This window comes from Pseudomonas aestuarii (assembly GCF_027988105.1).
GTDB classification, from domain to species: Bacteria; Pseudomonadota; Gammaproteobacteria; order Pseudomonadales; family Pseudomonadaceae; genus Aquipseudomonas; species Aquipseudomonas aestuarii.
Window position 1 is genome coordinate 802,581 of record NZ_JAQJZJ010000001.1, and the last position, 24,442, is coordinate 827,022.

A 24,442-nucleotide genomic window follows, 5' to 3' on the forward strand; every position below is an offset into this window, starting at 1 on the left:
AAGCATCCCCCTATCCCCTTTTTTCGGGGAGCATACCTATCTATCTTGCTCCTCAATTTCCCCGCTCGCACGCAAGCGGTCCCAAGCTTTGTCAAAAGCGCCACCGCTGAACAGGTCAGTACGGTCGGCAAGTGCGGCTCGCACGTCTGACTTCACCCATTTATGGCCACTTCTGAAAGGCGTTAAGGCCTTGGGAGCATGGCCAAGCTCGTGAAGTTTGTCGATCACGGCCTGCTCTTGGTGACGCCACTTTTGAACCCATCGGTTCTTTTTGATCGGAGCGCTGCCAGCTCCAAACTCTTTGTTTATTTCTTGCTTTGCTTTGACTGCTTCATGAACAGCCGTGCAATGCTCCAGCTCCCGGTGCAGATCTCCCGACTCACTCAAGCATGACCTCTGGGAGCTTTCGAACTCATGCACGGCGGCGATGAAACTGCCCGGAAGCGATCCATGAAGATCACCGGAAACGTCCCGCTTAAGCACGAACTCGACAAGCTGCCGAGGCGTGCATGGGAACAGTAATAGACTGGTGTTATCCACCATCATTCTCTGTTGGGCGTCGGCTTTACTTTCAAGCAAAACAAGCGAGTCAGAATAACGCGGCAAAGCTTCGCGTATTTGCTCCTCGCTCCATCCATGCCCTTTGCTGTCTTCTTTTTTTCCGTGTTCTTCGTCTCCTTTTTTTCCGTTTGGGTGAAAGCGGACGCCATCCATTCCAATCAAGTAGTTGCCACACATGCCGATTGGGATATCGGTAATTTCCAGCCAATCACTAATGTCCAGGCTTTGCCGGCAGGCCAGCTCAGTGGATCTTTCCTTTTCCATCCGCACACCCTCCCAGGCGTTTCCCTTGCTGAATAAATCGGCCGGCCAGGCGGATGGGAAGTCCGCTTTTCACCCCGTCGGGCTAGGCCGGCCAAAACTGTATTAGGCCCGGCTCACAAACTCGATCACATTGCTGTCGATCACATTCACCAGGCGGTCAAAATCGGCCCTCTGATTAGGCGTCATACCGGCAGCCAGGCCGTCGAGATAGTCGGCGTACCACTGCATCATCGCGCGGCGCTGGGGCAGATATTGCGCTTGGTTGTAGATTCCAGAGACACCTGCCTCCTTGTGGGCCAGTTGAGCTTCAACGTGCTCTTTCAGCCACCCATGTTCTCGTAGCAGTGTGCTCACCGTATGCCTGCTGCCGTGGCCTACAAGCTTGCCGCGATAGCCGACTTTGGAGAGCGTCAGGTTGATGGTGTTCTCGCTGATCACGGGTTTCTTAGGGCCGATGCCGGGGAACAGGTAGCGACTGCGCCCGGTCATGCGGTGCAGATCGCGCAGGGCGCTCAGCATCTGGTGGGAGAGGGGCACCACATGGTCGCGGCGCATCTTCATCTTGGCGGCTGGGATAGTCCACAGGGCGTTGTCGAAGTCGATCTCTGACCACTCAGCCCAGCGCACCATGCCGGGCCGACTGGCCGTCCATAGACACATCCAGGTCGCGGTACGGGCTGGCAGGCGACTGGTAGTGGCACGCAGACTATGCAGGAAGGCGGGCAGCTCAGGCTCCAGCAGGTGCGGGTACTGCTTGGCCTTGGGTGTTTTAGTGGATATGGCCAGCAGTTCGCTGGCTGGGTTGTTCTCACACAGGCCGCGGGCAATGGCCTGGCTGAATATCTGACGCAGGGCCACTCGTACCTTGTCGCGGGTGTTCGTGGCGTTGCGGGCCTCGATGCTGGCCTGTAGGTCGGCGCAGTCTTTGCGGGTCACTTCGGTGATGGGCTTGTCGCCCAGAGCGGGTAGCACGTCATTGTCGAGGTAGCCCCGCATCAGTCGCAGGGTACTTTCAGCGAGGCCGTCATCTACCTTGCGCTGGTACCAGTGTTCGGCAGCAGCGCGAAAGGTGTTCGCTGCGGCGATTGAGTCGGCCATCTTGGTGGCTGCCTTGTGTTCCACAGGGCTCACGCCAGCGGCCAGCAGCTTGCGGACATCGGCCGCCTTCTCCCTCGCCTTTGCGCCTGACAGCTCGGGGTAGCCGCCCAGGCCGTGCCAAGACCATTTGCCGTCCGGCTTCTTGTAGCGCAGTTCCCAGGATTTGGTGTCGTTGGGCTTCACGCGGAAGTACAGGCCATTGCCGTCTGCCTCACGGTAGGCCGTGGCCTCGGGTTCGAGGGTCGCCAGAACAGTGTCAGCCAGGGGGCGACGTTTGATGCCTGATCGCTTCATTGTGTATGCCCAAGTTCGTGTCTTGTCTGAGCATACAAGCAGGCATACACGGCTTCAAGGGTTATATGGGAGCGTACGCGGATATACGGGCACAAAAAAACCGGCTAAGTGGCCGGTTTCTATGGGTTTCTGCGCCATGCGGGAGCATGTGGAAACATAGTATTGGAGCGGGCGAAGGGAATCGAACCCTCGTTATCAGCTTGGGAAGCTGGAGTAATGCCATTATACGACGCCCGCTTGGGGGAGCCTTTATACCGGAAGTCGCGGCTGAAATGAAGTCCGCATCGAGTCATTTTTACTGCGGCTCGATGCGGACGGGCCAGGGTGTGGTTCATACGGCGAGTGCATGCGGCATGTCGAGCGGTGCGCGGTAGCCGGTTTGGCGCTGCGGTTGGCTCTGCAGGAAGCCGAGCAGTACTTCGCTGCTTTGCTGCCAGGCGGCCTTGTGTTCCATGTCGAGGAAGTGCCCTGCATTGTCGATGATGGCGAATTTGCAATCATCGAGGTGCTCTGCGAATACGCGCACGTCCTGGGCCGAGGTGTATTCGTCGTGCTCGCCATTGACGAACAGCACGGGAATGTCGATGCCGGCCAGGCATTCCATCTCGCAATGGGTTTCCAGGTGCACGACCTGGTCGATATGGGCGTGCATCTGGCGGTATTCGTGATCGTCCAGGCTGCTGATGTGGCGATGGTTGAAGCGCTTGAACAGCGACGGCAGGTGCTTGCCGATGGTGTTGTTGACCAGGTGGCCGAGACCTACGCCATCCACGGCCTGCAGCGTGGTCATGCCTTTTTGCAGGTAGTCGAGCATCGGCGCATTGATCAGCGGCGAGAACGAGGCGATCACCGCTTTTTCGATGCGAGGCGGACGCTGGGCCAGGGCCAGCATGGCGGCGACGCCACCCCAGGAGAACGACTGCAGGTAGTCGGCTTTGAAGTGCTCGATCAGCTCCAGCAGGATGTGCGCTTCATCTTCCTTGGTCAGCGGCTGGTTGTGGCTGTTGTGCGGCTTCGATTGGCCGGAGTAAGGCTGATCGTAGAGCACCACATTGAGTTGGGTGTTGAGGTACTTGACCGTCTGCGCGAATGCGGCAGTGGTCGACAGCGAGCCGTTGACCAGGATGATGGTCTTGCGGGCGTTGGGGCTGGAGTAAAACTCGGTGTGAACCTTGTAGGTTCCGTGTATGTCGACGACAGCGATGGTTGGCTGCATGTTGTTTCTCCAGGCGCAAGTTGACCGTGGCAAACGGCGGGGCAGGGCCGATTACCGGGCAAGTAGGACAGATAGGAAAGCGCCTGGACATGACAAGCGAATGTCAGGCTGGAGGTTTTTATAAGAATTATTTTTCAATCGATCAGGGCTGAAATAGAGCATCCGCACCAGCCTTTGCACGGGGCTGGAGAGATGTCGTGTTACCAGGCAGGAACCCATTCGCGCAGAGCGCAAGTAACCGATGGAACGCTTAGATGGCTGTCAGTGACTGGCTGGTCACATCAAGACCTTATGGGGGGATTTAAGCAGTAGCCCCTGATGCTGGCAAGGCATTATTTGGGTAGCGCACTACCGTTTATCGGTTAGCTTGCTAAGGGTGTGACTAATGGGGGAATTGGCGTCAGTGGCTGGCGAAACTGGCGATTTCTTCGGCCGTCAGGGCGCGGTACTGACCGGGGCTGAGTCGTTCATCGAGCTGGATTCTGCCCACGCTCAGGCGGTGCAAACCGATGACCTTGTTCTGGAAGTGGCCGAACATGCGCTTGACCTGATGGTAGCGACCTTCATAGAGGGTCAGGCGGGCCTGGCGCGGGGCGAGGATGTGCAATTCGGCGGGCTGGGTGAGCAGATCCTCGAAGCTAAAGTACAGGCCGCGGGCGAAGGCCTCGATGCAGGCCGGGTCGATCGGCTCTTCGGTTTCGACCAGATAGACCTTGGGTTGTTTGCCGGTCGGCGCGGTTACCCGGCGCGACCACTGGCCGTCGTTGGTGAGCAGCAGCAGGCCACTGGTGTTGAGGTCGAGGCGCCCGGCCAGGTGCAACTCATGCGTGTCCGGCTCGTCGAGCAGGTCGAGTACGGTGCGGTGCTCGGGGTGTTCGGTGGCGCTGACCACGCCGGGCGGTTTGTGCAGCATGAAGTAGCGTGCGGCCTTGCCGGCCTGCAGCACCTCAGCATCCAGCTCGACACGACTGAAGACGCGCACTTCGTCGTGGCCGTCGCACCTGACCTGGCCATCCACGCGCACGCGACCACTGGCGAGCAGTTGGCGCACCTCCTGGCGGTTGAAGCGCGGCAGGTTGCTGAGGAAACGGTCGAGGCGCATGGCTAGTCGGCGGCTGCTTGAGGCTTGAGCGGGGCCAAGCCCTGGGCGCAACGCGGGCACAGGCAGGCGCGGTTGCGCTGCTCGGGCGGCAGGCTGTCGAGCAGCGCGGGGTCGATAGCGGCGCCGAAACACCAGCAGTCGCTCACGGGGGTGGCGGACTCGGCCTGGGCGCACTGGTTGCGCTGACCGCAGCGCGGACAGTGGCTGGCGTTCATGTGCTGGCTTCGCAGGTGCGGTTACGCCCGGTTTGTTTGGCGCGGTACAGGGCGCGGTCGGCCCGGGCGAGCAGTTCGGTCAGCGAGTCATCGGCATGCAGTTCGGCCAGGCCGATGCTGGTGGTGATATGCAGGCTGGCACCTTGGTAGGCGAAGCCGCTTTGCTCGGTCTGCCGGCGGACTTTCTCGGCCAGCAGGCGCGCCTGCTCGAGCGAGGTGTCCTTGAGCAGAATGATGAATTCCTCACCGCCCCAGCGGCCGATGATGTCGGCCTGGCGCAGGTTGTCGCGCAGCTGGTTGGCGAATCCGCGCAGCACTTCGTCACCGGCCAGGTGGCCGTGGCTGTCGTTGAGGCTCTTGAAGTTATCCAGGTCGAGCAGCAGGGCGCTGAGTGGGCTGGGGTTGCGCCGCGCTTCCTGGATCGCCTGGTTGGCCAGCAGGTTGAAGCCGCGGCGGTTGAGCAACTCGGTGAGTTGGTCGGTGGTGGCCAGGGCGGCGATGCGGGCCTGGTAGCGGCGCAGGGCAATGTTGACCAGGGTCAGGACGATGACGGTGACCACCAGGCAGATCAGCAAATTGAGGTACAGCGATTGGCGAATGCCGGCCAGTGCTCCGCTTTCGCGCTTGTCGACGAACAGGTACCAGTCCAGCTCGGGAATGAAGCGCACGTTGAGAAAGTGCCCGCGGCCCTGCTCCTGGTACTCGAAGTCGCCGGTTTTCGGCTGTGGCAGTTTGGCCTGGAGGTCTTCCAGGCCCACCACTTCGCTGAGCGCCTGGCCGACCGTGGCGCCCATCGGTCCGCCCGTCGCGCCGGTCAGTACGATACGGCCGGCGGTGTCGACGAAGTACACGCTGCGGTCGTAGCGCGCCTGATAGTCATCGATCAGCTTGACCACCGCGTCCACGGTCAGGCCGACGCCGGTGGCGCCGATAAAGCGCTGGTCGTAGTCGAACACCTTGTAATTGATGAAGACGGTCAGACGATCCTGATTGGCCATGTCGACATCGACATTGATTTCGTAGGGTGTCTGCATGTCGCGCACGCGGAAGTACCAACTGTCGCGCGGTTCTTGCGGATCGACGCGCTTGAGCACGCCTTTGACCTGGTAGTAGGTGTGGCTCTTGTCGGAGACGAAGAAGCTGGTGACGGTGCCGTAATGCTCCTGCACCTCGCGCAGGTAGCGGGTCATCTGCTCGACATCCTGTTCGCCGCTCATCACCCAGTCGCGGACGAAGGTGTCGCGGGCCATCATCGAGGAGATCAGCACCGGGGTGATCAGGTCCTTCTGGATTTCGGAGTAGACGTTGTCCGAGGTCAGCGGCAGTTCGGTGTTGATGATGTTGTCGCGGATCGAGTCGAGCGCGGTGTAGTAGCTGACCAGCGAGGTGGCGAGGAAACCGCAGCCGAGCAATACCAGCAGCAGTAGGACCAGCGGACGTTGGTTGATTGTCGAGGGCATGGACGGCATGCAGGTTCTGCTCGCGAAATGATGGCGCCATGCTAGCGTGCAATTGGCATGGCGTCACGGCGGGCTCCTACGCGAGGGTTATTGTGTGCTCTGCATGTAGGCGCGCCAGCCGCCGAAGTGGCTGATGTCCTCGGCGCTTTGCAGGCCGTAGGGCTCGCAGATGAACCCGCTGAGCCATTGGCCGTCTGCCAGCTGCACCTTGCCCAGGCCCAGTGGCGCCGGGATGCCGCTGAGGAAGGAGCCCAGTTCGCTGCTCGGCAGCTCCCAGACTTCCACCGCGATGGCGACGCCGCCCTCGGCGACCCGCAGCATGCCGGGACGATAGGGCGGGCCGCCGGCCAGGGCATAGAGCCGGTAGTCGGCCGAGCTCTGGGTGGCCTGGACCAGGGTGGCGCCGCGCTGCTGGAGTTGCCAGTTGAGCGGCAAGCCATCGAGGTGGGCACCGCAGACCACCAGGCGCGCCCGGTCGTTGCGCGCGGCGCTGCTTGGCGCGCTCGGGGCCAGGGCACGCTCGCCGGTCAGCGGCAGTTGCTGCTGGCGCTGCAGGCCATCGGCCAGGCTGAGCAGGTAGTGATCGGTAAAGGCGCGCCCGAACAGGGTCACGCCCCAGGGCAGGCCGTTGCCCATGGAGCCGGCCGGCACCGCGACGGCGGCGTAGTCGAGCATGTTCATGAAGTTGGTGTAGTAGCCCAGGTCGGAATTGCGCTTGACCGGCTCGGCGTGCAGTTCGGCCAGGGTCACCGGGCGCGGGTAGGCCGGGGTCAGCACGCAGTCGAGGTCGGCCATGATCTGATCGCAGATGGCTTTCAGGGCCTGCAGGCGGTACTGGGCGCGGAACAACTGGACGGCGGTAGTGCCGGGGGCTTGTTGCAGGACGGCCTTGATCACCGGCAGCACCGCATCGGGTTGGGCTTCGATCAGGTCACCGGCGACGCTGTAGCGCTCGGCCACCCAGGGGCCTTCATAGAGCAGGCGGGCGGCTTCGAGGAAGGGCGCAAAGTCGATCTCGATGGCCTCGCCACCCATGGCCTCGAGTTGTTCGAGGGCGGCGGCGAACAGTGCCGGGCTCTCGGCGCAGCCAAGGAACTCCAGCTGTTTGGGCACGCCGAAACGGAAACCCGGTCGTACTGCACCGAAGGCGGAGCCATCGTTCCACTGCGGGTTGCTGCGGCTGTAGGCATCGCGCGCATCCAGTTTGGCGGTCAATGCCAGCAGCTGGCTGGCCTCGGCGGCGCTGGCGGTGAAATAGGTGACGCAATCCAGGGTGCGACAGGCCGGGACCACGCCGGCGGTGGAAAGTAGTCCTTTGCTGGCCTTGAGGCCGATCAGGTTGTTCAGCGCGGCCGGTACCCGGCCGGAACCGGCAGTGTCGGTGCCGAGGGCGAAGCTGGCCAGACCTAAAGCCACGGCCAGTGAGGAGCCGGCGCTGGAGCCGCCGGAGGGGTAGTCCGGGTGCACGCTGTTGCGGCATTCGCCGTAGGGCGAGCGAGTGCCGTTGAGGCCGGTGGCGAACTGGTCGAGGTTGGTCTTGCCCAGCGGCACGGCACCCAGGGCGAGCAGCTGTTCGACCAGGGTCGCGCTCTGCGCCGGCACATAGGCGAAGGCCGGGCAGGCGGCGGTGGTGGGGATGCCGGCCAGGTCGATGTTGTCCTTGATGGCGAAGGGCACGCCGTACAGCGGCAGCTCGGCCGGCGTCTTGCCGTCGAGGGCGGCGAGGTAGGGTTCCAGTTCATCGGTCGTGAGCAGGTGGATGAACAGGTGAAACTCGGGGTTGAGCGCCGCGGCCTGTTCGCGCAGGGCGGCGATCAGCTGACGCGGGGTGGTGCTGCCGTTCTGGTAGGCGGCTTTTACGGCGTCGAGGCGTAGATCGAATAGGTGTTTCATGGTTTGGCTCCTTGTCGGGTGCGCCGGTGTTCTTGGGTTGCCCCGCCAGCGATGGCATCGGCTATGGGATCAGGGTCCTGCGGGGCTCGGTCAGTCACCTGACCCGGTATTCAGTCTTCGTGGAAGGGGCTTAGCTCTCCTCCAAGACCACCACCCGCTGGCCGGCGCGCACCGGCGAGCCGGGTTGCACACGGACCTCGCTGACCAGGCCGTCGCGGGGGGCGAGCAGGGGGATCTCCATCTTCATCGACTCGAGGATCACTAGCACATCGCCGGCCTTGACCCGGTCGCCGACGGCCACCTGCACCTGCCAGAGGTTGCCGGCGATATGGCTGTCGATACCGTGCTGGCCGTTGCCCAGCGGCGCGTCTTCGCCCAGGTCGGGTGCAACTTCCTCGCTGTCGAAGTGCGCCTGGCCGGAGGCGATCCAGCGCTGGCGTTCGGCGTCGAAGGCGGCGCGCTGCTGGTTGCGGAAGGCTTCGATACCCTCGGCTTCGCGGTCGAGAAAGGACTGGTAGTCGGCCAGGTGCAGGTCGCGGTGCTCGATGCGCAAGTCATAGCGGCCCAGGGGGAAGTCACGGCGGATGCGCGTCAGCTCGTCGGCGGATACCGGATAGAAGCGGATCTGGTCGAAGAAGCGCAGCAGCCAGGGCTTGCCGTCGAAGGCGGCGACTTCTCGGTAGCGGTTCCACATCTGCAGGGTGCGCCCGACGAACTGATAGCCGCCGGGGCCTTCCATGCCGTACACGCACATATAGGCGCCGCCGATGCCGACCGAGTTTTCCGCGGTCCAGGTGCGCGCCGGGTTGTACTTGGTGGTGACCAGGCGGTGGCGTGGGTCCAGCGGCGTGGCCACCGGCGCGCCGAGGTAGACGTCGCCCAGGCCCATCACCAGGTAGCTGGCCTCGAACACGGTCTTGTAGACCTCGTCGAGATTCGGCAGGTCGTTGATCCGGCGGATGAACTCCAGGTTGCTCGGGCACCAGGGCGCGTCCTTGCGCACCGTGGTCATGTACTTGTCGATGGCCAGTTGGCAGGCCGGGTCGTCCCAGGACAGCGGCAGGTGGACGATACGCGAGGGTACCCTGAGGTCCTGGGTGGCGCAGACCGCGTCCCACTCGCCGGCGACAATGCCGAGCAAGTCACTCAGGGCCAGGGTTTCCGGCTGGTAATGCACCTGCAACGAGCGGATGCCGGGGGTTAGGTCGATCACCCCGGTGAGGTTTTTCGCTTCCAGCGCCTGCATCAGCGCATGGCCGCGAAAGCGCAGCACCAGGTCCAGTTCCGCCGCGCCGATCTCCAGCAACAGGTGGGTGTCGCCGGACAGCCGGGCGACCAGGCGTTTATCCGCTTCGCCGATGTCGAGGACGATGGGGCTCTGTAGCCCGGATGCAATCCGGGAAAGCGGCGCCGCGTGCTCCCCGGATTGCATCCGGGCTACGAGGTTGTGGGTTTCTTCATTGCGCGCTTTTGCCAACTGCCGCGCGGTGGCGATATCGACCGCCACGAAGCGCACCTTATCCCCGGCCTTGAGCTGCCCCAGCTGCCACAGATCGGCCTCGATGATCGTCACCGGGCAGACGAAGCCGCCGAGACTGGGGCCGTCCGGGCCGAGGATCACCGGCATGTCGCCGGTGAAGTCCACCGCGCCGATGGCGTAGGGGTTGTCGTGGATATTGGAAGGGTGCAGGCCGGCCTCGCCGCCGCTGTCGCGCACCCATTCCGGCTTGGGCCCGATCAGGCGTACGCCGGTGCGACTGGAGTTGAAGTGCACTTCCCAGGCGGTGGCGAAGAAGCTGTCGATATAGGCCGGGGTGAAGTATTCAGGCGCGCCATGGGGACCGTAGATCACCCGGATCTCGCGCACGGCCGGCAGGTCGGTGCACAGCTCAGCGGGCAGTTGCGCGCCGGTAGTGCGATCGGCGACTGGCAGAAGGTGCAGCACGTCGCCGGCGCGCAGGGCGCGGCCGCCGTGGCCGCCGAACTGGCCGAGGGTGAAGGTGCTCTTGCTGCCGAGATAATCCGGCACCTGCAGGCCGCCGCGCAGGCACAGGTAGCTGCGCGCACCGGCTCCGGCGATGGTGCCCAAGCTCAGGGTGCTGCCGGCTTTGACTAGCAGCGCGGTATTCAGCGGCTGCTCGATGCCGTCGATGTGCAATGGGATAGATGCGCCGGTCACCGCCAGCACCGCGTCGGTGTTGAAGCGCAGGCTCGGCCCGCTCATGGTGATTTCCAGGGCGGCGGCGCCTTGCTGGTTGCCGAGCAGACGGTTGCCCAGACGCAGGGCGCGGCTGTCCATCGGCCCCGACGGCGGCACGCCGACGGCCCAGTAACCGAGGCGGCCGGGGAAATCCTGCACGCTGGTCTGGGTGCCGGCGCTGAGTACTTCGAAGGTGTCGGCTTTATAGGCCAAGCCATCCAGGCAGCGGGTCCAGGGGTTGCCGCTGGCGAAGGGCGCAGCGACCAGGATCTGCCGCAGGTAGTTGCGGTTGCATTCCACGCCGTAGAGCAGGGTGTCGGCCAGGGCTTGATCGAGGGCGGCGCTGGCCTGGCCACGGGTCGCCTCCCAGGTAATGAGCTTGGCGATCATCGGGTCGAAGTAGGGCGGGATTTCGCAGCCGGCCTCGACCCAGGTGTCGATGCGCAGATTTCTACCATCGGCCTCGGGGAAGGCTACCGCGGTAAGCAGGCCGGGGCTGGGTTGGAAGTCCCGGCCGGGGTCTTCGGCATACAGCCGCGCCTGGATCGCATGGCCGCTGGGTTTCAGGCTTTTCGCCAATTCGGCCAAAGGCGGCAGGTCGCCGGCGGCCAGTTCGATCATCCAGCGCACCAGGTCGACGCCCCACACCTGTTCGGTGACGCCGTGTTCGACCTGCAGGCGGGTGTTCACTTCGAGGAAGTAGAAGCGCGCCGCCTCGCTGTCGTAGACGAACTCGACGGTGCCGGCGCTGCGGTAATTCACCGCGCGGGCCAGCTGGATCGCCGCCGCGCAGAGTTCCTCGGCCATGCCGGCCGGCAGGTTGGGCGCCGGGGTTTCTTCCAGCACCTTCTGGTTGCGCCGCTGCACTGAACAGTCGCGCACGCCCAGGGCCAGCACCTCACCCTGACCGTCGCCGAATACCTGCACTTCCAGGTGGCGGGCGCGCTGGATGTACTTCTCGATAAATACGCCGCTGTCGCTGAAATTGTTCTGCCCCAGGCGTTTGACCGCATCGAAGGCCTCGCTCAGCTCACTGGCGCTGTGGCACACGCGCATGCCGATGCCGCCACCGCCGGCGGTGCTTTTCAGCATCAGCGGGTAACCGACTTGCTCACCGGCGACCAGCGCGGCATCCAGGCTGTCCAGCAGCTCGGTGCCTTCGAGCATCGGCACGCCATGCTGTTTGGCCAGGGCGCGGGCGGTGTGCTTGAGGCCGAACACCCGCAGTTGCTGCGGGGTCGGGCCGACGAAGGCGATGCCCGCCGCTTCGCAGGCCTCGGCGAAGGCCGCGTTCTCCGACAGGAAGCCGTAGCCGGGATGGATGGCTTGGGCGCCGGATTGTTGGGCCACGGCGAGAATCTTCTCGACCTGCAGGTAGGTGCCCGCAGCCGGACCTTCGCCGAGGCTATGGGCCTCGTCCGCCTGCTGGATATGCAGGCTGGCGGCGTCGGCTTCGGAGTAAACGGCTACTCCGCCTACGCCCAGTTCATGGAGCGTACGCAGGATGCGGCAGGCAATGGCGCCACGGTTGGCGATCAGCAGTTTGGTGAACATTCGAGGAGTCCTCGAAGGGGCGGGCCGTCCCGCAGTATTCGGTCCGCACCCCGGTCGTCCGGGGTTGGAATGCTTGGGTAGGGCGGGTGCAACCCGCCGCTGACTTGGCTCTTGGCGGGTTTCACCCGCCCTACGGGCGCTGCCTCAATCCCACATCAGCACCTCGGCCGGGGTCGGGTTGTAACCGTTGCACGGGTTGTTCAGCTGCGGGCAGTTGGAGATCAGCACGATTACGTCCATGTGCGCCTTCAGCTCGACGTACTTGCCGGGCGCGGAGATGCCATCCTCGAAGGTCAGGCCGCCTTCGGGGGTGACCGGCACGTTCATGAAGAAGTTGATGTTGGCGCTGATGTCGGCCTTTTTCAGGCGGCCGTCGTTCAGGCTGGCGCGCAGGAAGTTGTCGCGGCAGCTGTGCATGTAGCGTTTGTCCAGGGCGTACCTGACCGTGTTGCTTTCCTGGGCGCAGGCGCCGCCGAGGGTGTCGTGGCGACCGCAGGTGTCGGCGACGATGCTCAGCAGCGGGTTGCCCAGGTTGGAATAGAGCACCGTGCCGGTGCTCAGGTAGACGCTGTGCTGTTTGCGCAGGGTGCGCTGCACGTCGTAGCGCTCGCGCGGATTGGCGGCGCTGTAGAACAGGGTGTCGACCGCCTGGTTGCCTTCCAGGTCGAGCAGGCGCAGGGTCTGCCCGGCCTTCACTTCGCAGAGGAAGGGTTCGCCGGCAGCGATGGTGGCGCGGTAGCTGGCGGTTTCGGCGTGCTTGTCGCTGTGGGTCAGGTTCATCGGCTCGGCCCCTTAGATATACAGACGTTCGGTGTTGTGGAAGCCACGCGCGTTTTCCGGGCGCGAACTGCGACACAGCACGCTGATGCCGTCGCTGTCGACCTTGTGCCAGGACAATTGCAGCGGCTTGGGCGCGTATTCGGGACTCGGGTCCAGCGGGTGTTGCAGGGCGGTCAGCACCACCAGCGTGTCCATCGGCGCATACAGCTCGAGGTAGTCGCCGGCCTTGGAATTGCCCGGCTGGAACTGCAGGCGGCCGTCGGCGTCGACTGTCACCTTGCTGAACAGGTTGAGGCACATCAGCAGGTCCTGCAGGCTCAGGTTCCACTTGCCCATTTCCACCAGCAGGTTGTCCACGCCGTTGCGGAAGAAGCCGTTGCGCAGCTCCTGGTAGCGGCCCTGGCCGTACTTCTCGCGGACTTCCTCGGCGTTGAGCACACCGCCGAAACTGTCGTGCCAGCCGCAGGTGTCGGCGGTGATGGCGGCGAGCACGCGGCCCATGTCCGAGTACAGGCAGTGGCCGGCAGTCAGCTTGGCGGTGTGCTGACACTTGAGGCTGTCCGGCAGGTTGAGGCGCTCGCTTTTTTCAACGGCATTGAGCAGCAGCAGGCTGACGTTGGCGCCGCCTTCGAGGTCGGTGAGGCGCAGTAACTGACCGCGCTTGAGCACGAACGAGGTGTGGCCGCCGCCGGGGAGCAGTTCTTCATAGAGGGTGGGGCGCAGGGTTAATGAGGCAGTCATCTGGTGCTCCTTACACAGCAGGTTGCAGGTTGCCGGTGATGTGCGCCGGCAACGCCTCGACGGCGGCGCGACTGGCGCGGCGGTCGCTGTTCAGTGGAATGTCGTAGGTGATGCGCGCGCCGAAGGCATTCGGCGCGTGCGGGTCGACGCGGACCTTGTCGAACACCAGCAGGCGGGTGCCGAGGCTGAAACCCTCGCTCAGGTCGTGGGTGACCATGAATACGGTCAGCCGGGTTTCGCGCCACAGCTCCAGCAGCAGGCCATGCATGTCCTTGCGAATCCCCGGGTCGAGGGCGCCGAACGGCTCGTCGAGCAACAACACCCGTGGCTGCATGATCAGCGCCTGGGCAATGGCCAGCCGTTGCTGCATGCCGCCGGACAGCTGGGTCGGGTATTTGTCCAGCGCGTGGCCGAGGCCGACCTTGGTCAGCATCTGGGCCGCCTGCTCGCGGGCCTCGCGTTTGGCTTTGCCGAACAGGCGGCCCAGCAGGGGCGAGCGGGGCAACTCCAGGCCGATGGCGACGTTGTCCAGCACGCTCAAGTGCGGAAACACCGAGTAACGCTGGAACACCACGCCGCGGCTGCTATCGGGTTCGGCGGCCAGTGGTTGGCCGGCCAGCAGGATCTGTCCGCGGCTGGCGCGTTCCTGGCCGAGTAGCAGGCGCAAAAAGGTCGACTTGCCGCAGCCGGAGGCGCCGACCAGGGTACAGAACTCGCCTTCGCTGATGCTCAGGTTGAGGCCTTCCAGCACCACCTGGTCGCCGTACTCCTGCCATACGTTGTTGACCTGAATGAAGGCGCTGGTTGTTTTATCGTTCATGCCTTGGCTCCTTCGTACCAGGGGAAGACCAGGCGGGTCAGCTGGCGCAGGCTCAGGTCCATCAGCCAGGCGAGCAGGGTGACCCAGGCCACGTAGGGCAGGATCACGTCCATTGCCATATAGCGGCGCACCAGGAAGATCCGGTAACCCAGGCCGTCGGTGCTGGCGATGGCTTCGGCGGCGATCAGGAACAGCCAGGCCGAACCGAGCACCAGGCGCAGGGCGATCAGCAGGCGCGGCAGGATTTGCGGCAGGATCACGCGCAGGATCAGGGTCCAGGTGCTGGCCCCCAGGGTCTGCGCCTTGATCAGCAGCTCGGGCGGAATTTCCCTGGCGCGCTGTTCCAGATCGCGGGCCAGCACCGGTGTGATGCCGATCACGATCAGCATCACCTTGGACAGCTCGCCGAGGCCGAAGCTGATGAACAGAATCGGCAGAATCGCCAGCGGCGGCACCATCGACAGCACCGTGAGCAGCGGCGACAGCGGCGCACTCAGCAGCGGCAGGCTGCCGGCGGCGATGCCCAGGCACAGCCCGGCCACGGCCGCGATACCCAGGCCCATGCCGAGGCGCTTGAGGCTGGCGGCCGTGTCCTCCCAGAACAGGTACTTGCCGCTGCGCTTGTCCTCGCTGAAGGCCAGGCGATCGATCGCCGCGACCATCTGCGTGGCGCTGGGCAGCAGTTTGTCGTTGGGATTGTCCGCCAGGCGCTGGGCCGAACCCATGAAGTAGGCGAACAGCAGCAGGGCGAAGGGCAGCAGGATCAGCAGCAGGCGACCGCTGCGATCCGGGTGACGGTTGATCAGGCGCATGCTGATTCCTTGTTATAGGAACGGGCGGGACGCGCAGTCCCATGCCCGCGATACGGTTCGCGGGCAAGGCCCGCTCCTACGGCCTGGTTAGAGCGTGCCGTCGGCCGCCATCTGCATGTAGCTGGGGTCGAAGCGCAGCTTGAGGTTGCCTTGGTCACCGGTAACCACATCGCGGGCGAAGCTCATGCCGATTGCCTCGGCGTTCGCCGCGCCGTCGCCGAGCAGGCCGTGACTGTAGGAGAAACTGGCCACCTTGCTCATGGTCGCCGGCAGTTTCGGGCTGTTGGCGAAGGCCACGGCATCCTTGGCCGAATAGAACATCTTGGTCACCGCCAGTTGCGCTTCGTAACCGGCCAGGTCGGTGCCAGAGGCCTTGGCCATATGCTCGCGGGCGGCCTTGCCGGCAGGCGAGTCGGCGCTCATGGTCGCCATGATTTCGTACCAGGCGCCGGTCAGGGCTTTGCCGAAGGCCGGGTTGTCGTTCAGGGTGTCGCTGTTGACCACCATCAGGTCGATGATTTCGCCGGGGATCTGGCTGGAGTCGAACACCTTGGTCACGCCAGGGGTCGCTTCGACTTCCGCCAGCAGCGGGTTCCAGGTGACCACGGCCTTGACGTCGTCAGTGGCGAAAGCCGCCACCAGGTCGGCGTCCGAGGTGTTGATCACGCTCAGATCCTTCTCGCTGAGGCCGGCTTTTTCCAGGCCGCGCGCCAGCAGGTAGTGGGAAACGGACAGTTCGACCAGGTTGACCGGCTGGCCCTTGAGGTCACCCAGGGTCTGCTTCTCTCCCTTGATCACGATGCCATCGTTGCCGTTGGAGAAGTCGCCGATGATCAGCGCGGTGGAGTCGATGCCGCCGGCTGCCGGGATGGTCAGGGCGTCCATGTTGGTCATGCTGCAGCCATCGAACTGGCCGGCGCTGTACTGGTTGATCGACTCGACATAGTCGTTGATCTGCACCACATCGATACTGATGTCGTACTTTTTCGCCCATTTGTCGACGATGCCTTCGGCGGCCGCGTATTCCCAGGGCATCCAGCCGGCATAGATGGTCCAGCAGACGCTGAAGTCGGTTTTAGGCGCGGCGTGGCTCGTGAGGCTGATGGTGGCGGCAAGGCCGGCGGCGAGTACTGCGATCAGGCGGGGCGTACGCATAGGGAACCTCCAGTTCGAGTAGGGCGGCAGGAGTGCGCGGCGGTTGCCTCATTACTGAGGACGCGTTCTCCCGGGCTTTTATCCCGCCGTGTAACCTCGAAGGAGGTCGCCAACTCTCGGACCAGTCACTCGTCGATGATCTGATCGGCGAGCCGGAACCCTAGTCGGCTATTGCAAATTGTGGTGCCGCGATCCCGTAACACTTAATGCATCACGGGATATTCCTGCACACCTGAGACTAAGCGAACATCGTGCCAGTTGTGCCCGCCGCTCTGCCATGGGGCTGCGCGGCTCAACTCGCTGGCGAATCTGCGCCGCCGTGCGCCGCAATGGTGCGAGGCGGCGCCGGCGTGCAGTGTTGCGGGGCGGGAACGCCTGGCCGAATACAGTGTCAGATCTGTTAATTGCGGTAATTGAAATGTAACAAAAGCGTGTCAACCGGAGTGCCTCGGGCCTGCGGTAAATCAAGGGAGTATGGCAAATGCGTGTATTAACGGTGATGGCTTTAGTGCTGCTGCTTGGCGGTTGCAGTATCAGGGCTCCGGGCGTGGATGCACGCATTGGCGAGCCGCTGAGGATTGATCTGGATGGCTATGAGAGCGGCCACGGTGGTGGTTTCTGCCCACCAGGCCTGCGCATGCAGGGGCGCTGCTGATGAGAGCCTGCTTGAGCATGGCCCTCATCGCCATCATGGCCGTCAGCTTGCAGGCCTGCAGCCTGCGCTTGCCGGGCATTGGCATCGATGTCGGTGACAGTGGTGGCCCGCCACATTGCCCGCCAGGGCAGGCCAAGAAAGGTCGCTGCTAACCCGGCACTTTCTGCTCCGGCCAGTTGTCCAACTATTCAAGAGAGTACCCGGAAGGCCAGCAGTCGCTGGCCTTCCCCTTATCGTACTCACGGAGGTCTCCATGCTCCATAAAGCCATGCTTGTTGCCCTGCTGGGACTGTTCCTGACCGGTTGTGCGGTCTATGGCGACGGTTATGGCCATCGCTACTCAGGCTATGACCGCCACCACTATTATTCGGGTGGCGATTATCGGGTGCAGCGTTACCCGGTATATGTCGCTCCGCGGCATTACTACGGCGATCACCGTGATGATCGTCGGCATGACCAGCGCCGCTACCTGCCGGCACCGCAGCCACGTCACTACAACAACGACCGTCGCGCAGAGTCGCGCCATGACGGGCGCCGCGATCGGCGGCATGAGGGGCGTCGCGATCAGCGCGCTCAGGACCACCACGCAGTGCAATCGCGCCAGGGCTGGGACGGCAGGCAGAGCAATCAGCATAAGCAGCCACAGCGCTCGTCGAACCAGCGGCGTGACCACGGCTCGCGTAGCGGTGATAGACGCAGTTGGGAAACTCAGCGCAACTAGTTGAGGACTACCGCGCGGCGGGCTACCCCCTCGAGCCTGGCGACGGCGTTCGCTATTTCCGCTACCTCTGACCTCGGCTATCGCACCCCTGTGTCGATAGCCCTTGGCGGCGCCAGTCCTGGCTCTGTATCTCTCTCCATATCCTTGATCTGACCGTCAGCTGGCGCATATGAATTGCGCCAGTAGCGGGTTCAGGGGGCCACTGTTCGGCACTTTGCCAGCATGATGGCAGTTGGCAATTGTGTTTTGCCGACGTCGCCCGCAACATGGCGCGGGCCTGATGTGTGGAATCTTCAGTTTGCAGACCGGTCGTATCGAAATTGCGCGCGCGTATCGTCGCTGGCCATGGCTGGCGGCACTGCTGCTGGCCGTTCTACTGGTCTGCGGTACGCTGGCGGCCGACTGGGATTTCAACCTGATCAGCAAGCGTGCAGAGCAGTTGTACGGGCCGCTTGGGCAGGGTCGCGGGCGCATCGATGATTGGCAACGATTGCTCCAGGAGCAGGCCGGCGTCAGCGAAATGGAGCAGCTGCAAGCGGTCAACCGCTTCTTCAACCTGCGCCTGCGTTTTCGGGATGACATCCAGATCTGGAAGGTTACTGATTACTGGGCGACGCCCGTCGAGGCGCTGTTTCGCGGTGCCGGCGACTGCGAGGATTACGCCCTCGCCAAGTATTTCAGCCTGCGCCAGTTGGGTGTGCCGAGCGAGAAGCTGCGCATCACCTATGTCAAGGCGGTGCGTTTGAATCAGGCGCACATGGTACTCACCTATTACGAAAGTCCCCTGGCCATGCCGCTGGTGCTGGATAACCTGATCGATGCCATCGAACCGGCCAGCCAGCGTCGCGATCTGGTGCCCGTTTATGCCTTCAACGCCGAGGGGCTGTGGCTGCCCGGCGCTGGCGGTGGCAAACAAGTCGGAGACAGCAAGCGCCTTTCGCGTTGGCAGGATCTGTTGAAAAAAATGCGGGCCGAAGGCTTTCCTTGAGAGCGACCCGAAGGAGTGGTTGATGTCACTGTTCAAGCAGTTGTTTATTGCCATCTGCGTGCTGATGCTGGTGAGCTTCACCGGTAGTTTTCTGGTGAGCGTGGAGAGTTCGCGCGAGCAGCAGGTCAACCAGTTGCGCGCGCATGCCCAGGATGCGGCGACTGCTTTGGGTCTGTCGTTGAGTTCGCATATCAACGATATGGCGATGATCGAGCTGATGGTCAGCTCGATTTTCGACAGCGGTTACTTCGAGAGCATCAGGGTGCTCGACCCTGAGAGCGGGCAGGTGATGGTAGAGCGCACGGGGGTGCCGGTCAGCGCCGAGGCGCCGCAGTGGTTCGCCGATCTGGTCGACTTGGCGCCGGCCAGTGGCGATGCCATCGTCAGCGACGGCTGGCGCCAGGCGGCGCGGGTCGAGGTCACCAGCCATCCGCTGTTCGCCATCGGCAAGCTCTGGAAAAGCGCGCTCGGCGTGCTGCTCTGGTTGGCTGTCAGTGGGGTGTTCTGCATCGGTTTGGGCGTTTTGCTGCTCAAGCGCCAGTTACGGCCGCTGGATTATATGGTCGAGCAGTCCAACGCCATCGCCCGGCGTGAATTTCTCAGCCTGCCCGAGTTGCCCAAGACTCCCGAGTTTCGGCGGGTGGTCAATGCCATGAACCAGATGGTCGAGAAGCTCAAGGCGCTATTCGCCGAGGAAGCCGCGCGTAGCGAGAAATTGCGTGCCGAGGCCTATCAGGACAGCCTCACCGGGCTGGCCAATCGGCGTTACTTCGATCTGCAGCTGCAGGCGCGCGTGGGGGTCGATGAGCACGCCGGCAGCGGTTACATGCTGTTGCTGCGGGTCAACGACCTGGCCGGCCTCAACCAGCGTCTGGGCGGCCAACGCACCGACCAGTTGCTCAAGGCCATCGCCGCGCAGTTGCAGCAACTCAGCCAGGGCCGCTACCTGGTGGCGCGCAACCGTGGCGGCGAGTTTGCCGTGTTGGCTGCCGGCCTCGACCGCAGTGAGGCGGAGCAGTTGGCAGAAAGCCTGGACGGTGCCCTGGCCAGCCTGCAGCAGACCGGTGCCAGCGACTGCTTGCCGGTCGCGCATATCGGCATGACGGCCTTTGCCCCGGGCGATCAGCTCGCGGCTATTTATGCCGCGCTGGATGCGGCGCTGGCCCAGGCCAGCAGTCAGAGCCTGCAGAGCTGGGCCTGCAGCGAACACGACGCCCAGCGGCCTGCCGCCGATGAACGGCAGAGCTGGCATGGCCTGCTGGATCAGGCGCTCAAGCAGGGGCGTTTCCAGCTTTATGTGCAGCCGGTGGTCAGCGCGGCTGATCCCGCGCGGGTGTTGCACCTCAAGGTGCTGGCGCGCTTGCTCGATGAGCAGAACAACCCGGTACCGGCTGGGCGTTTTCTGCCCTGGCTGGAGCGTTTCGGCTGGGCCACCCGTCTTGACCTGGCCATGCTCGACTGGGTATTGGCGCAGCTGCAGACCAATAGCAGTTGTGTTGCGCTGAGCCTCTCCGGCAGCACCGTTCGCGATCCACAGGCGCTGCAGCAACTCTATGAGCGGCTGCGTCAGCATGCGCATCTGGGCGCGCGCCTGACCCTGGAGCTGGACGAGGATCAGTTGCCCGATGCCGCGGCCCTGGAGGCACTGACCGTGCGTCTGCGCAGCCTCGGCTTCAGCCTGGGGCTGCAGCACTTCGGCGGACGCTTCAGCATGATTGGCAACCTGGCCAAGCTCGGCCTCAGCTACCTCAAGGTGGATGGCAGCTATATCCGCGCCATCGACGCCGAGAACGACAAGCGCCTGTTCATCGAGGCCATGCAGCGCGCCGCCAACAGCATCGATCTGCCGCTGATTGCCGAGCGGGTCGAAACCGACGGCGAGTGGCAGGCATTGCGCGACATGGGTATCGAGGGCGTGCAGGGTCGCCTGTTTGGCGAGCCGGGCCGCTGGGTCTGAGGTGATTTTCGGCAGCGAGTGGGCCACACCGTAGGGCGTACTCGGCTTTGGCCTCCTGCGTCGCTCTACCTCCTGCATCCCTGCAGTCGTCGCGAAGCAGTACGCCGTTGCTGGTGGTAATGCTGGACTGATCAGTGAACCTGAAGGAGGGGGGGAGCCGCGAAGCCTTGCTTTCACCGTCGCTCAGATCAATCCGGAATCATCGTCACCGATCAGCCGATGCAGCCCGCCAAGGGCATCACGTGCCTTGCTGCGGCCGACCAGTTTGGATTGCGCCGCTTCGGGCAAGTCGGTGATGCGTACAACCCCTTTCTGGATCAGCACGGTGATCAAGTCTTCCAGCACCCGGATCATGTCCAGGTCGCTCTGCTTGAGCTGCAGCAGACTGTTCTCGACAGTCTGATTGGCATACCAAGCCAGCGCTTCCTGATCATCTGCGGCAAGCTCACCATCCATGCCTGCGAACGGAGATGCCTCAACCTGTTGCAGGTTGCCCCAGGTATCGCGTTTCACATACAACATCGATCACTCCTTAGCACCAACGGATTCCCTTGAACGAAAACCCCGCCAACCAATGTTAGCGGGGTTTTGGCCGTCAGTGGTCGATCTTGACGATCGGGTCGGCACCCGCGATCAGCGAGTTGACGATGTCCGATGAGGTCGCTCCATAGCTGGATAGATCGACATTGGCACCGCCGTTTTCCAGGTGAATGCTCACGTCGGCATTACCGCCTGCGCCGAACTGGCCAGTGGAGCTGATTTCCAATGTCGATGTCGTGGTATCGACTCGCAGGAAATTGAGGATGTTGCCATCGTTCTCGCCCTGCAGCAGATCGTGCAGATCGATGCGGTCGCCCTCGCCGATTTTAAAGTCGGTGATCCTGTCGGCCCCGGTATCGCCTGCTTTCCAGACGAAGGAGTCGGCGCCAGTTCCGCCGAACAAGATGTCGTCGCCCGCACCGCCGATGAGGATGTCGTTGCCGGTTCCACCGTCGAGGGAGTCGTTGCCTGCCCCGCCGATGAGGGTGTCGTGACCGGCGCCGCCGCTGATGTAGTCGTTGCCGGTGCCGCCGGTGAGCGTCGAATCGCCAGAGCCGCCGATAATGGTCTTGGCGGTGCTCGGGCCGTCGCTGACTTCCAGTGCCAGGGTCGGGGCAAAGCCGCTCGGCAGCGCCGAACTGGTAACCAAGTAGATCTTGTCGGTGCCCGAGACCGCCGTCGGGGTACTCAGCAGGGACGCATAGGGGCTCAGGTCAAACACGCCCTGTGCGTTGGCGTTGATTTCCTGGTAGCTGCCGTCGGCCAGTACCACGTTGATCGACGAGCCGGCTGGCAGGTCGCTGAACATCAGGCTGGTGATTGTCTCAGGCGTGCCCACCGTATCCTGGATCAAGGCATAGACATCCACCGGGTAGCTGAAGCTGGTCAGACCGTTCGGGTTGGGGTCCGTAGCGATGTATTCGATCTGGAAGCCGTTGTTTTTGGCGTTGGCGCCGAAGGCATTTGCAGCACCCAGGCCGATAGCCAGGCTGCTCATGTCGGCGCTAATCGAATAGGTCACGTTCGCGGATTCATTGCCGCCCTGATTGAACAGGCCGCCGTCGAGCGTGGCATTGAGCGTGGCTTTGGTGATGGTGCCGGTGATGCCGGTGAGGCTTACGGACCAACTACCGCCGGAGTTGACAGTGGCAACGCGGGTCACGGTGCTGGTGACGCCGGCATTGTTCACTTCCAGTTGCAGTTCCACCTTGAGATTGGAGGAGGAAACGACGGACGTCGACGAGGTGCCGATCGATCCGCTCAGCGTGCTTTGCCCTGCCAGGTCGGCAGATTCCAGCTTGCTGGTGATCTTGACCACGTCATCGGCAGAGTTCTTCAGCCGCAATGCCATGTATTGCATGCCGGTCGGGAAGCGGAAGTTGATCGCTTCGCTGCCGTCGATGCGTTGGGCCTGTGTGCCATTGTCGCCCGGGCTGTTGACACCCAGGTTGTTGCCGCCCGACCAGTTGAAGGTGGCGTTGCTGCCGGTGGAAATGGTCACGCCATTGCCGAAGGTGAATTCGCTCTTGCCGTTCAGGCCACCATCACTGGTGAAGCTGATTTCATTGACGACCGGTGTGCCGATGACGATCGAGACATCGCTGCCGGGTATGGCGTCGGCCACCGGATTGATGGTGATCACGCTGGTATCGGTATCAGTCAGTGCACCACCCGCGCCAGTATTGCCGCCATCGTTGCTGGTCATCGTCAGCGCGACTGTGCCGCTGGCATCCGCGACCGGCAGGTAGCTAGGTTGGCTGGTCGGGTCGGCCAGGTAGGCGTTGATGTCAGCGAGCGTTCCGCTCAGCACTATGCTGCCGGTACCCGATCCTGCCACGTTGACGCCGTTGGCATTGGCTGCGCTCAGCGTACCGCTGGCTACCGCCAGGGTGACCGAGACAAGGCCGGAGGCGACGTCCACATCGCTTACCGAGAGTCCACTCAGCTTGAGCGCGGTGTCCTCATTGGTGACATAGCTCGCCGGCGGCTGATTGACCGGCGCATCGTTGACCGGGTTGATCAGGATGGAGACGGTGGCTGGCGTTTGATCCACGTTACCGGCGACGTCGCTCGAGAGGTACTGGAAGTCGGTGCTGCCATTCCAGTCGGTGTTCGGTGTGAATCTCAGGCTGGCCTGATCGCCGATAGCCGGAATGGCCTGGCCAATCAGGACCTCCTGGTCGTTGTATTTCAGAGTGCCATTCACCGGCAGGCTGGTAATGGTGAAGTTGGCAATGCTGCTGGCGGCATCAGTCGCGTTCAGCGTAATGGTAATGGGGCCGGAGTCCTCATTAGCGACAACGGATACATTGCTGGTTTCGGGAGCGCCGGTATCGCCGATCGTGATGGTACTGACGGTCGACTCGGTGTCTGCACCGTCCTGAGCCGTGGCCGTCACGGTCACGCTCAGGTCACCAACCGGGTTGCCTGGGATAGTCATCTGCAAGCCGGTGATGGTGACAGCCTTCGTGTTGGGATCAATCGCCACGTTATATGTGCCCACTGTTTCGAGGGGCAGCGTCCAGGTACCGTCACCGTTATTAGTGCCGACAGACAGGCTGGCACCAGTGGGTATCTCGACCGTGATGCTGGCAATCGACTCGGAGTAATCGATATCTGCCGGCGTGGCTGTAATGGTCAGCGGATAGCTGATGCTGGAGGCAAACTCGATCGAGTTGATCAGATAGTCATCGCCTGCACTGGCGTTATCCGTCGGGACACTGAATTCGACACGGCTGATCGCTGCGCCGGTGCTGCTGGTCAGCGTGATGAATGGATCGACGACATCGGTCAGGCCCGCGATAGTGGCGCTTCCGATCGGATTTCCGTCGCTGTCGAACAGGTCATAGGTCGCCCTTTCGCCGGTATGCAGCCAGGCGAAGCTAACAGTCGCGCTTGCCACCGGGGCATCGAACTCCACAACGAGCCGTTCCGATTGGCCGTTGAGTTCGCCAATTTCGCTGTTGGCGCCGGAGGCTGCTCCAGTGACCCCGAAGCCATCGGGGCTGCCGTTGATGGAAATCACGCCCGGTGTACCGTCGAGATTAATGGCACTGACGGTAAATCCTTGGCCTGAAGATGCTGCGTTGGCAGTGGTGATGGTCGTGGTGGTGATGCTGGCGGCACCCAGTTCGATGGTGACGATGGGTGCATCGGCCACTGGGGTCACGTCGTAAGTAAGCGTGCTGGAACTGCCGGTGTTGGTCGTGTAGGTCGCCTGCGGCGCCGCGCCGCTCCAGTCGGCCACGGGCGAGAAGCTGTAGTCGCCGTTGCTGGCGATGGTCAGGCTGCCGATGCCGGCGATGGTGGCGGTTTGGCCGGCGGTGTAGGTGGTGGCGTCACCGGCGACGGTGAAGCTGGCCACGCTCAGGCTGCTGTCGATATCGCTGTCGTTGTCGAGGACGTTGCCGGTGGCA

The 24,442-nt window shown here is 63.2% G+C and carries 20 protein-coding genes, 1 tRNA gene and 1 riboswitch; of the genes, 5 read left to right on the plus strand and 16 right to left on the minus strand.

Going from position 1 to position 24,442, the window contains the following annotated elements; translation table 11 throughout:
- Nucleotides 1-36 precede the first annotated feature (36 nt).
- From PH586_RS03760 to PH586_RS03825, 14 genes are all read right to left on the minus strand, one after another.
- Complete coding sequence (locus PH586_RS03760) at nt 37-825, minus strand: hypothetical protein (protein WP_271346414.1); 789 nt, start codon at nt 823-825, stop codon at nt 37-39.
- A 102-nt stretch (nt 826-927) separates the two neighbouring features.
- Nucleotides 928-2,217 (minus strand): tyrosine-type recombinase/integrase, encoded by a 1,290-nt coding sequence (locus PH586_RS03765; RefSeq protein WP_271346415.1) that lies wholly within the window; start codon nt 2,215-2,217, stop codon nt 928-930.
- 163 nt (nt 2,218-2,380) lie between these two features.
- Nucleotides 2,381-2,454, minus strand: a tRNA-Gly gene (locus tag PH586_RS03770).
- 94 nt (nt 2,455-2,548) lie between these two features.
- Nucleotides 2,549-3,433, minus strand: coding sequence for an alpha/beta fold hydrolase (locus tag PH586_RS03775; RefSeq protein ID WP_271346416.1), 885 nt, complete (start codon nt 3,431-3,433; stop codon nt 2,549-2,551).
- Nucleotides 3,434-3,833: 400 nt separating this feature from the next.
- Nucleotides 3,834-4,535 carry a pseudouridine synthase gene (locus PH586_RS03780; protein WP_271346417.1) on the minus strand — a complete coding sequence of 234 codons (702 nt, stop codon included), beginning with the start codon at nt 4,533-4,535 and terminating at the stop codon, nt 3,834-3,836.
- A gap of 2 nt (nt 4,536-4,537) precedes the next feature.
- On the minus strand, nt 4,538-4,750 hold the full coding sequence (locus PH586_RS03785; RefSeq protein WP_271346418.1) for a cysteine-rich CWC family protein: 213 nt from the start codon (nt 4,748-4,750) through the stop codon (nt 4,538-4,540).
- Nucleotides 4,747-6,219, minus strand: coding sequence for a sensor domain-containing diguanylate cyclase (locus PH586_RS03790; protein ID WP_271346419.1), 1,473 nt, complete (start codon nt 6,217-6,219; stop codon nt 4,747-4,749). The genes PH586_RS03785 and PH586_RS03790 overlap by 4 nt, the downstream gene beginning before the upstream one ends.
- Before the next feature lie 78 nt (nt 6,220-6,297).
- A complete protein-coding gene (gene atzF / locus PH586_RS03795) occupies nt 6,298-8,103 on the minus strand; it encodes an allophanate hydrolase (protein WP_271346420.1) in 1,806 nt (601 codons plus the stop codon).
- Nucleotides 8,104-8,233: 130 nt separating this feature from the next.
- Nucleotides 8,234-11,857 carry an urea carboxylase gene (uca, locus tag PH586_RS03800; RefSeq protein ID WP_271346421.1) on the minus strand — a complete coding sequence of 1,208 codons (3,624 nt, stop codon included), beginning with the start codon at nt 11,855-11,857 and terminating at the stop codon, nt 8,234-8,236.
- A gap of 144 nt (nt 11,858-12,001) precedes the next feature.
- Nucleotides 12,002-12,637 carry an urea amidolyase associated protein UAAP2 gene (locus PH586_RS03805; protein WP_271346423.1) on the minus strand — a complete coding sequence of 212 codons (636 nt, stop codon included), beginning with the start codon at nt 12,635-12,637 and terminating at the stop codon, nt 12,002-12,004.
- A gap of 12 nt (nt 12,638-12,649) precedes the next feature.
- On the minus strand, nt 12,650-13,378 hold the full coding sequence (locus tag PH586_RS03810; protein WP_271346424.1) for an urea amidolyase associated protein UAAP1: 729 nt from the start codon (nt 13,376-13,378) through the stop codon (nt 12,650-12,652).
- Nucleotides 13,379-13,388: 10 nt separating this feature from the next.
- On the minus strand, nt 13,389-14,198 hold the full coding sequence (locus PH586_RS03815; protein ID WP_271346425.1) for an ABC transporter ATP-binding protein: 810 nt from the start codon (nt 14,196-14,198) through the stop codon (nt 13,389-13,391).
- Nucleotides 14,195-15,010 carry an ABC transporter permease gene (locus tag PH586_RS03820; RefSeq protein ID WP_271346426.1) on the minus strand — a complete coding sequence of 272 codons (816 nt, stop codon included), beginning with the start codon at nt 15,008-15,010 and terminating at the stop codon, nt 14,195-14,197. The genes PH586_RS03815 and PH586_RS03820 overlap by 4 nt, the downstream gene beginning before the upstream one ends.
- A gap of 87 nt (nt 15,011-15,097) precedes the next feature.
- The gene (locus PH586_RS03825; protein WP_271346428.1) at nt 15,098-16,165 is read right to left on the minus strand and encodes a putative urea ABC transporter substrate-binding protein; all 1,068 of its coding nucleotides are present in this window, start codon (nt 16,163-16,165) and stop codon (nt 15,098-15,100) included.
- A 65-nt stretch (nt 16,166-16,230) separates the two neighbouring features.
- Nucleotides 16,231-16,340, minus strand: a riboswitch (guanidine-I (ykkC/yxkD leader).
- Nucleotides 16,341-16,646: 306 nt separating this feature from the next.
- On the opposite strand from PH586_RS03825, the gene PH586_RS03830 reads away from it, so the two are divergent.
- The 5 genes from PH586_RS03830 (at nt 16,647) to lapD (ending at nt 20,486) form a co-directional block, all read left to right on the plus strand.
- Entirely contained in the window at nt 16,647-16,820 is a 174-nt protein-coding gene (locus PH586_RS03830; protein ID WP_271346429.1) for a hypothetical protein, read from the plus strand.
- Nucleotides 16,821-16,837: 17 nt separating this feature from the next.
- A complete protein-coding gene (locus PH586_RS03835) occupies nt 16,838-16,972 on the plus strand; it encodes a hypothetical protein (RefSeq protein ID WP_408636753.1) in 135 nt (44 codons plus the stop codon).
- Nucleotides 16,973-17,073: 101 nt separating this feature from the next.
- Nucleotides 17,074-17,541 (plus strand): hypothetical protein, encoded by a 468-nt coding sequence (locus PH586_RS03840; RefSeq protein ID WP_271346430.1) that lies wholly within the window; start codon nt 17,074-17,076, stop codon nt 17,539-17,541.
- A gap of 280 nt (nt 17,542-17,821) precedes the next feature.
- The gene (lapG, locus tag PH586_RS03845; protein WP_271346431.1) at nt 17,822-18,529 is read left to right on the plus strand and encodes a cysteine protease LapG; all 708 of its coding nucleotides are present in this window, start codon (nt 17,822-17,824) and stop codon (nt 18,527-18,529) included.
- 22 nt (nt 18,530-18,551) lie between these two features.
- Complete coding sequence (lapD, locus tag PH586_RS03850) at nt 18,552-20,486, plus strand: cyclic di-GMP receptor LapD (RefSeq protein ID WP_271346432.1); 1,935 nt, start codon at nt 18,552-18,554, stop codon at nt 20,484-20,486.
- A gap of 183 nt (nt 20,487-20,669) precedes the next feature.
- On the opposite strand, the gene PH586_RS03855 is transcribed toward lapD, so the two are convergent.
- Together PH586_RS03855 and PH586_RS03860 are read right to left on the minus strand one after the other, a co-directional pair.
- A complete protein-coding gene (locus PH586_RS03855) occupies nt 20,670-21,008 on the minus strand; it encodes a tryptophan synthase subunit beta (protein ID WP_271346433.1) in 339 nt (112 codons plus the stop codon).
- A gap of 73 nt (nt 21,009-21,081) precedes the next feature.
- A partial coding sequence (locus tag PH586_RS03860) for a beta strand repeat-containing protein (RefSeq protein WP_271346434.1) occupies nt 21,082-24,442 on the minus strand: 3,361 nt, incomplete at its 5' end.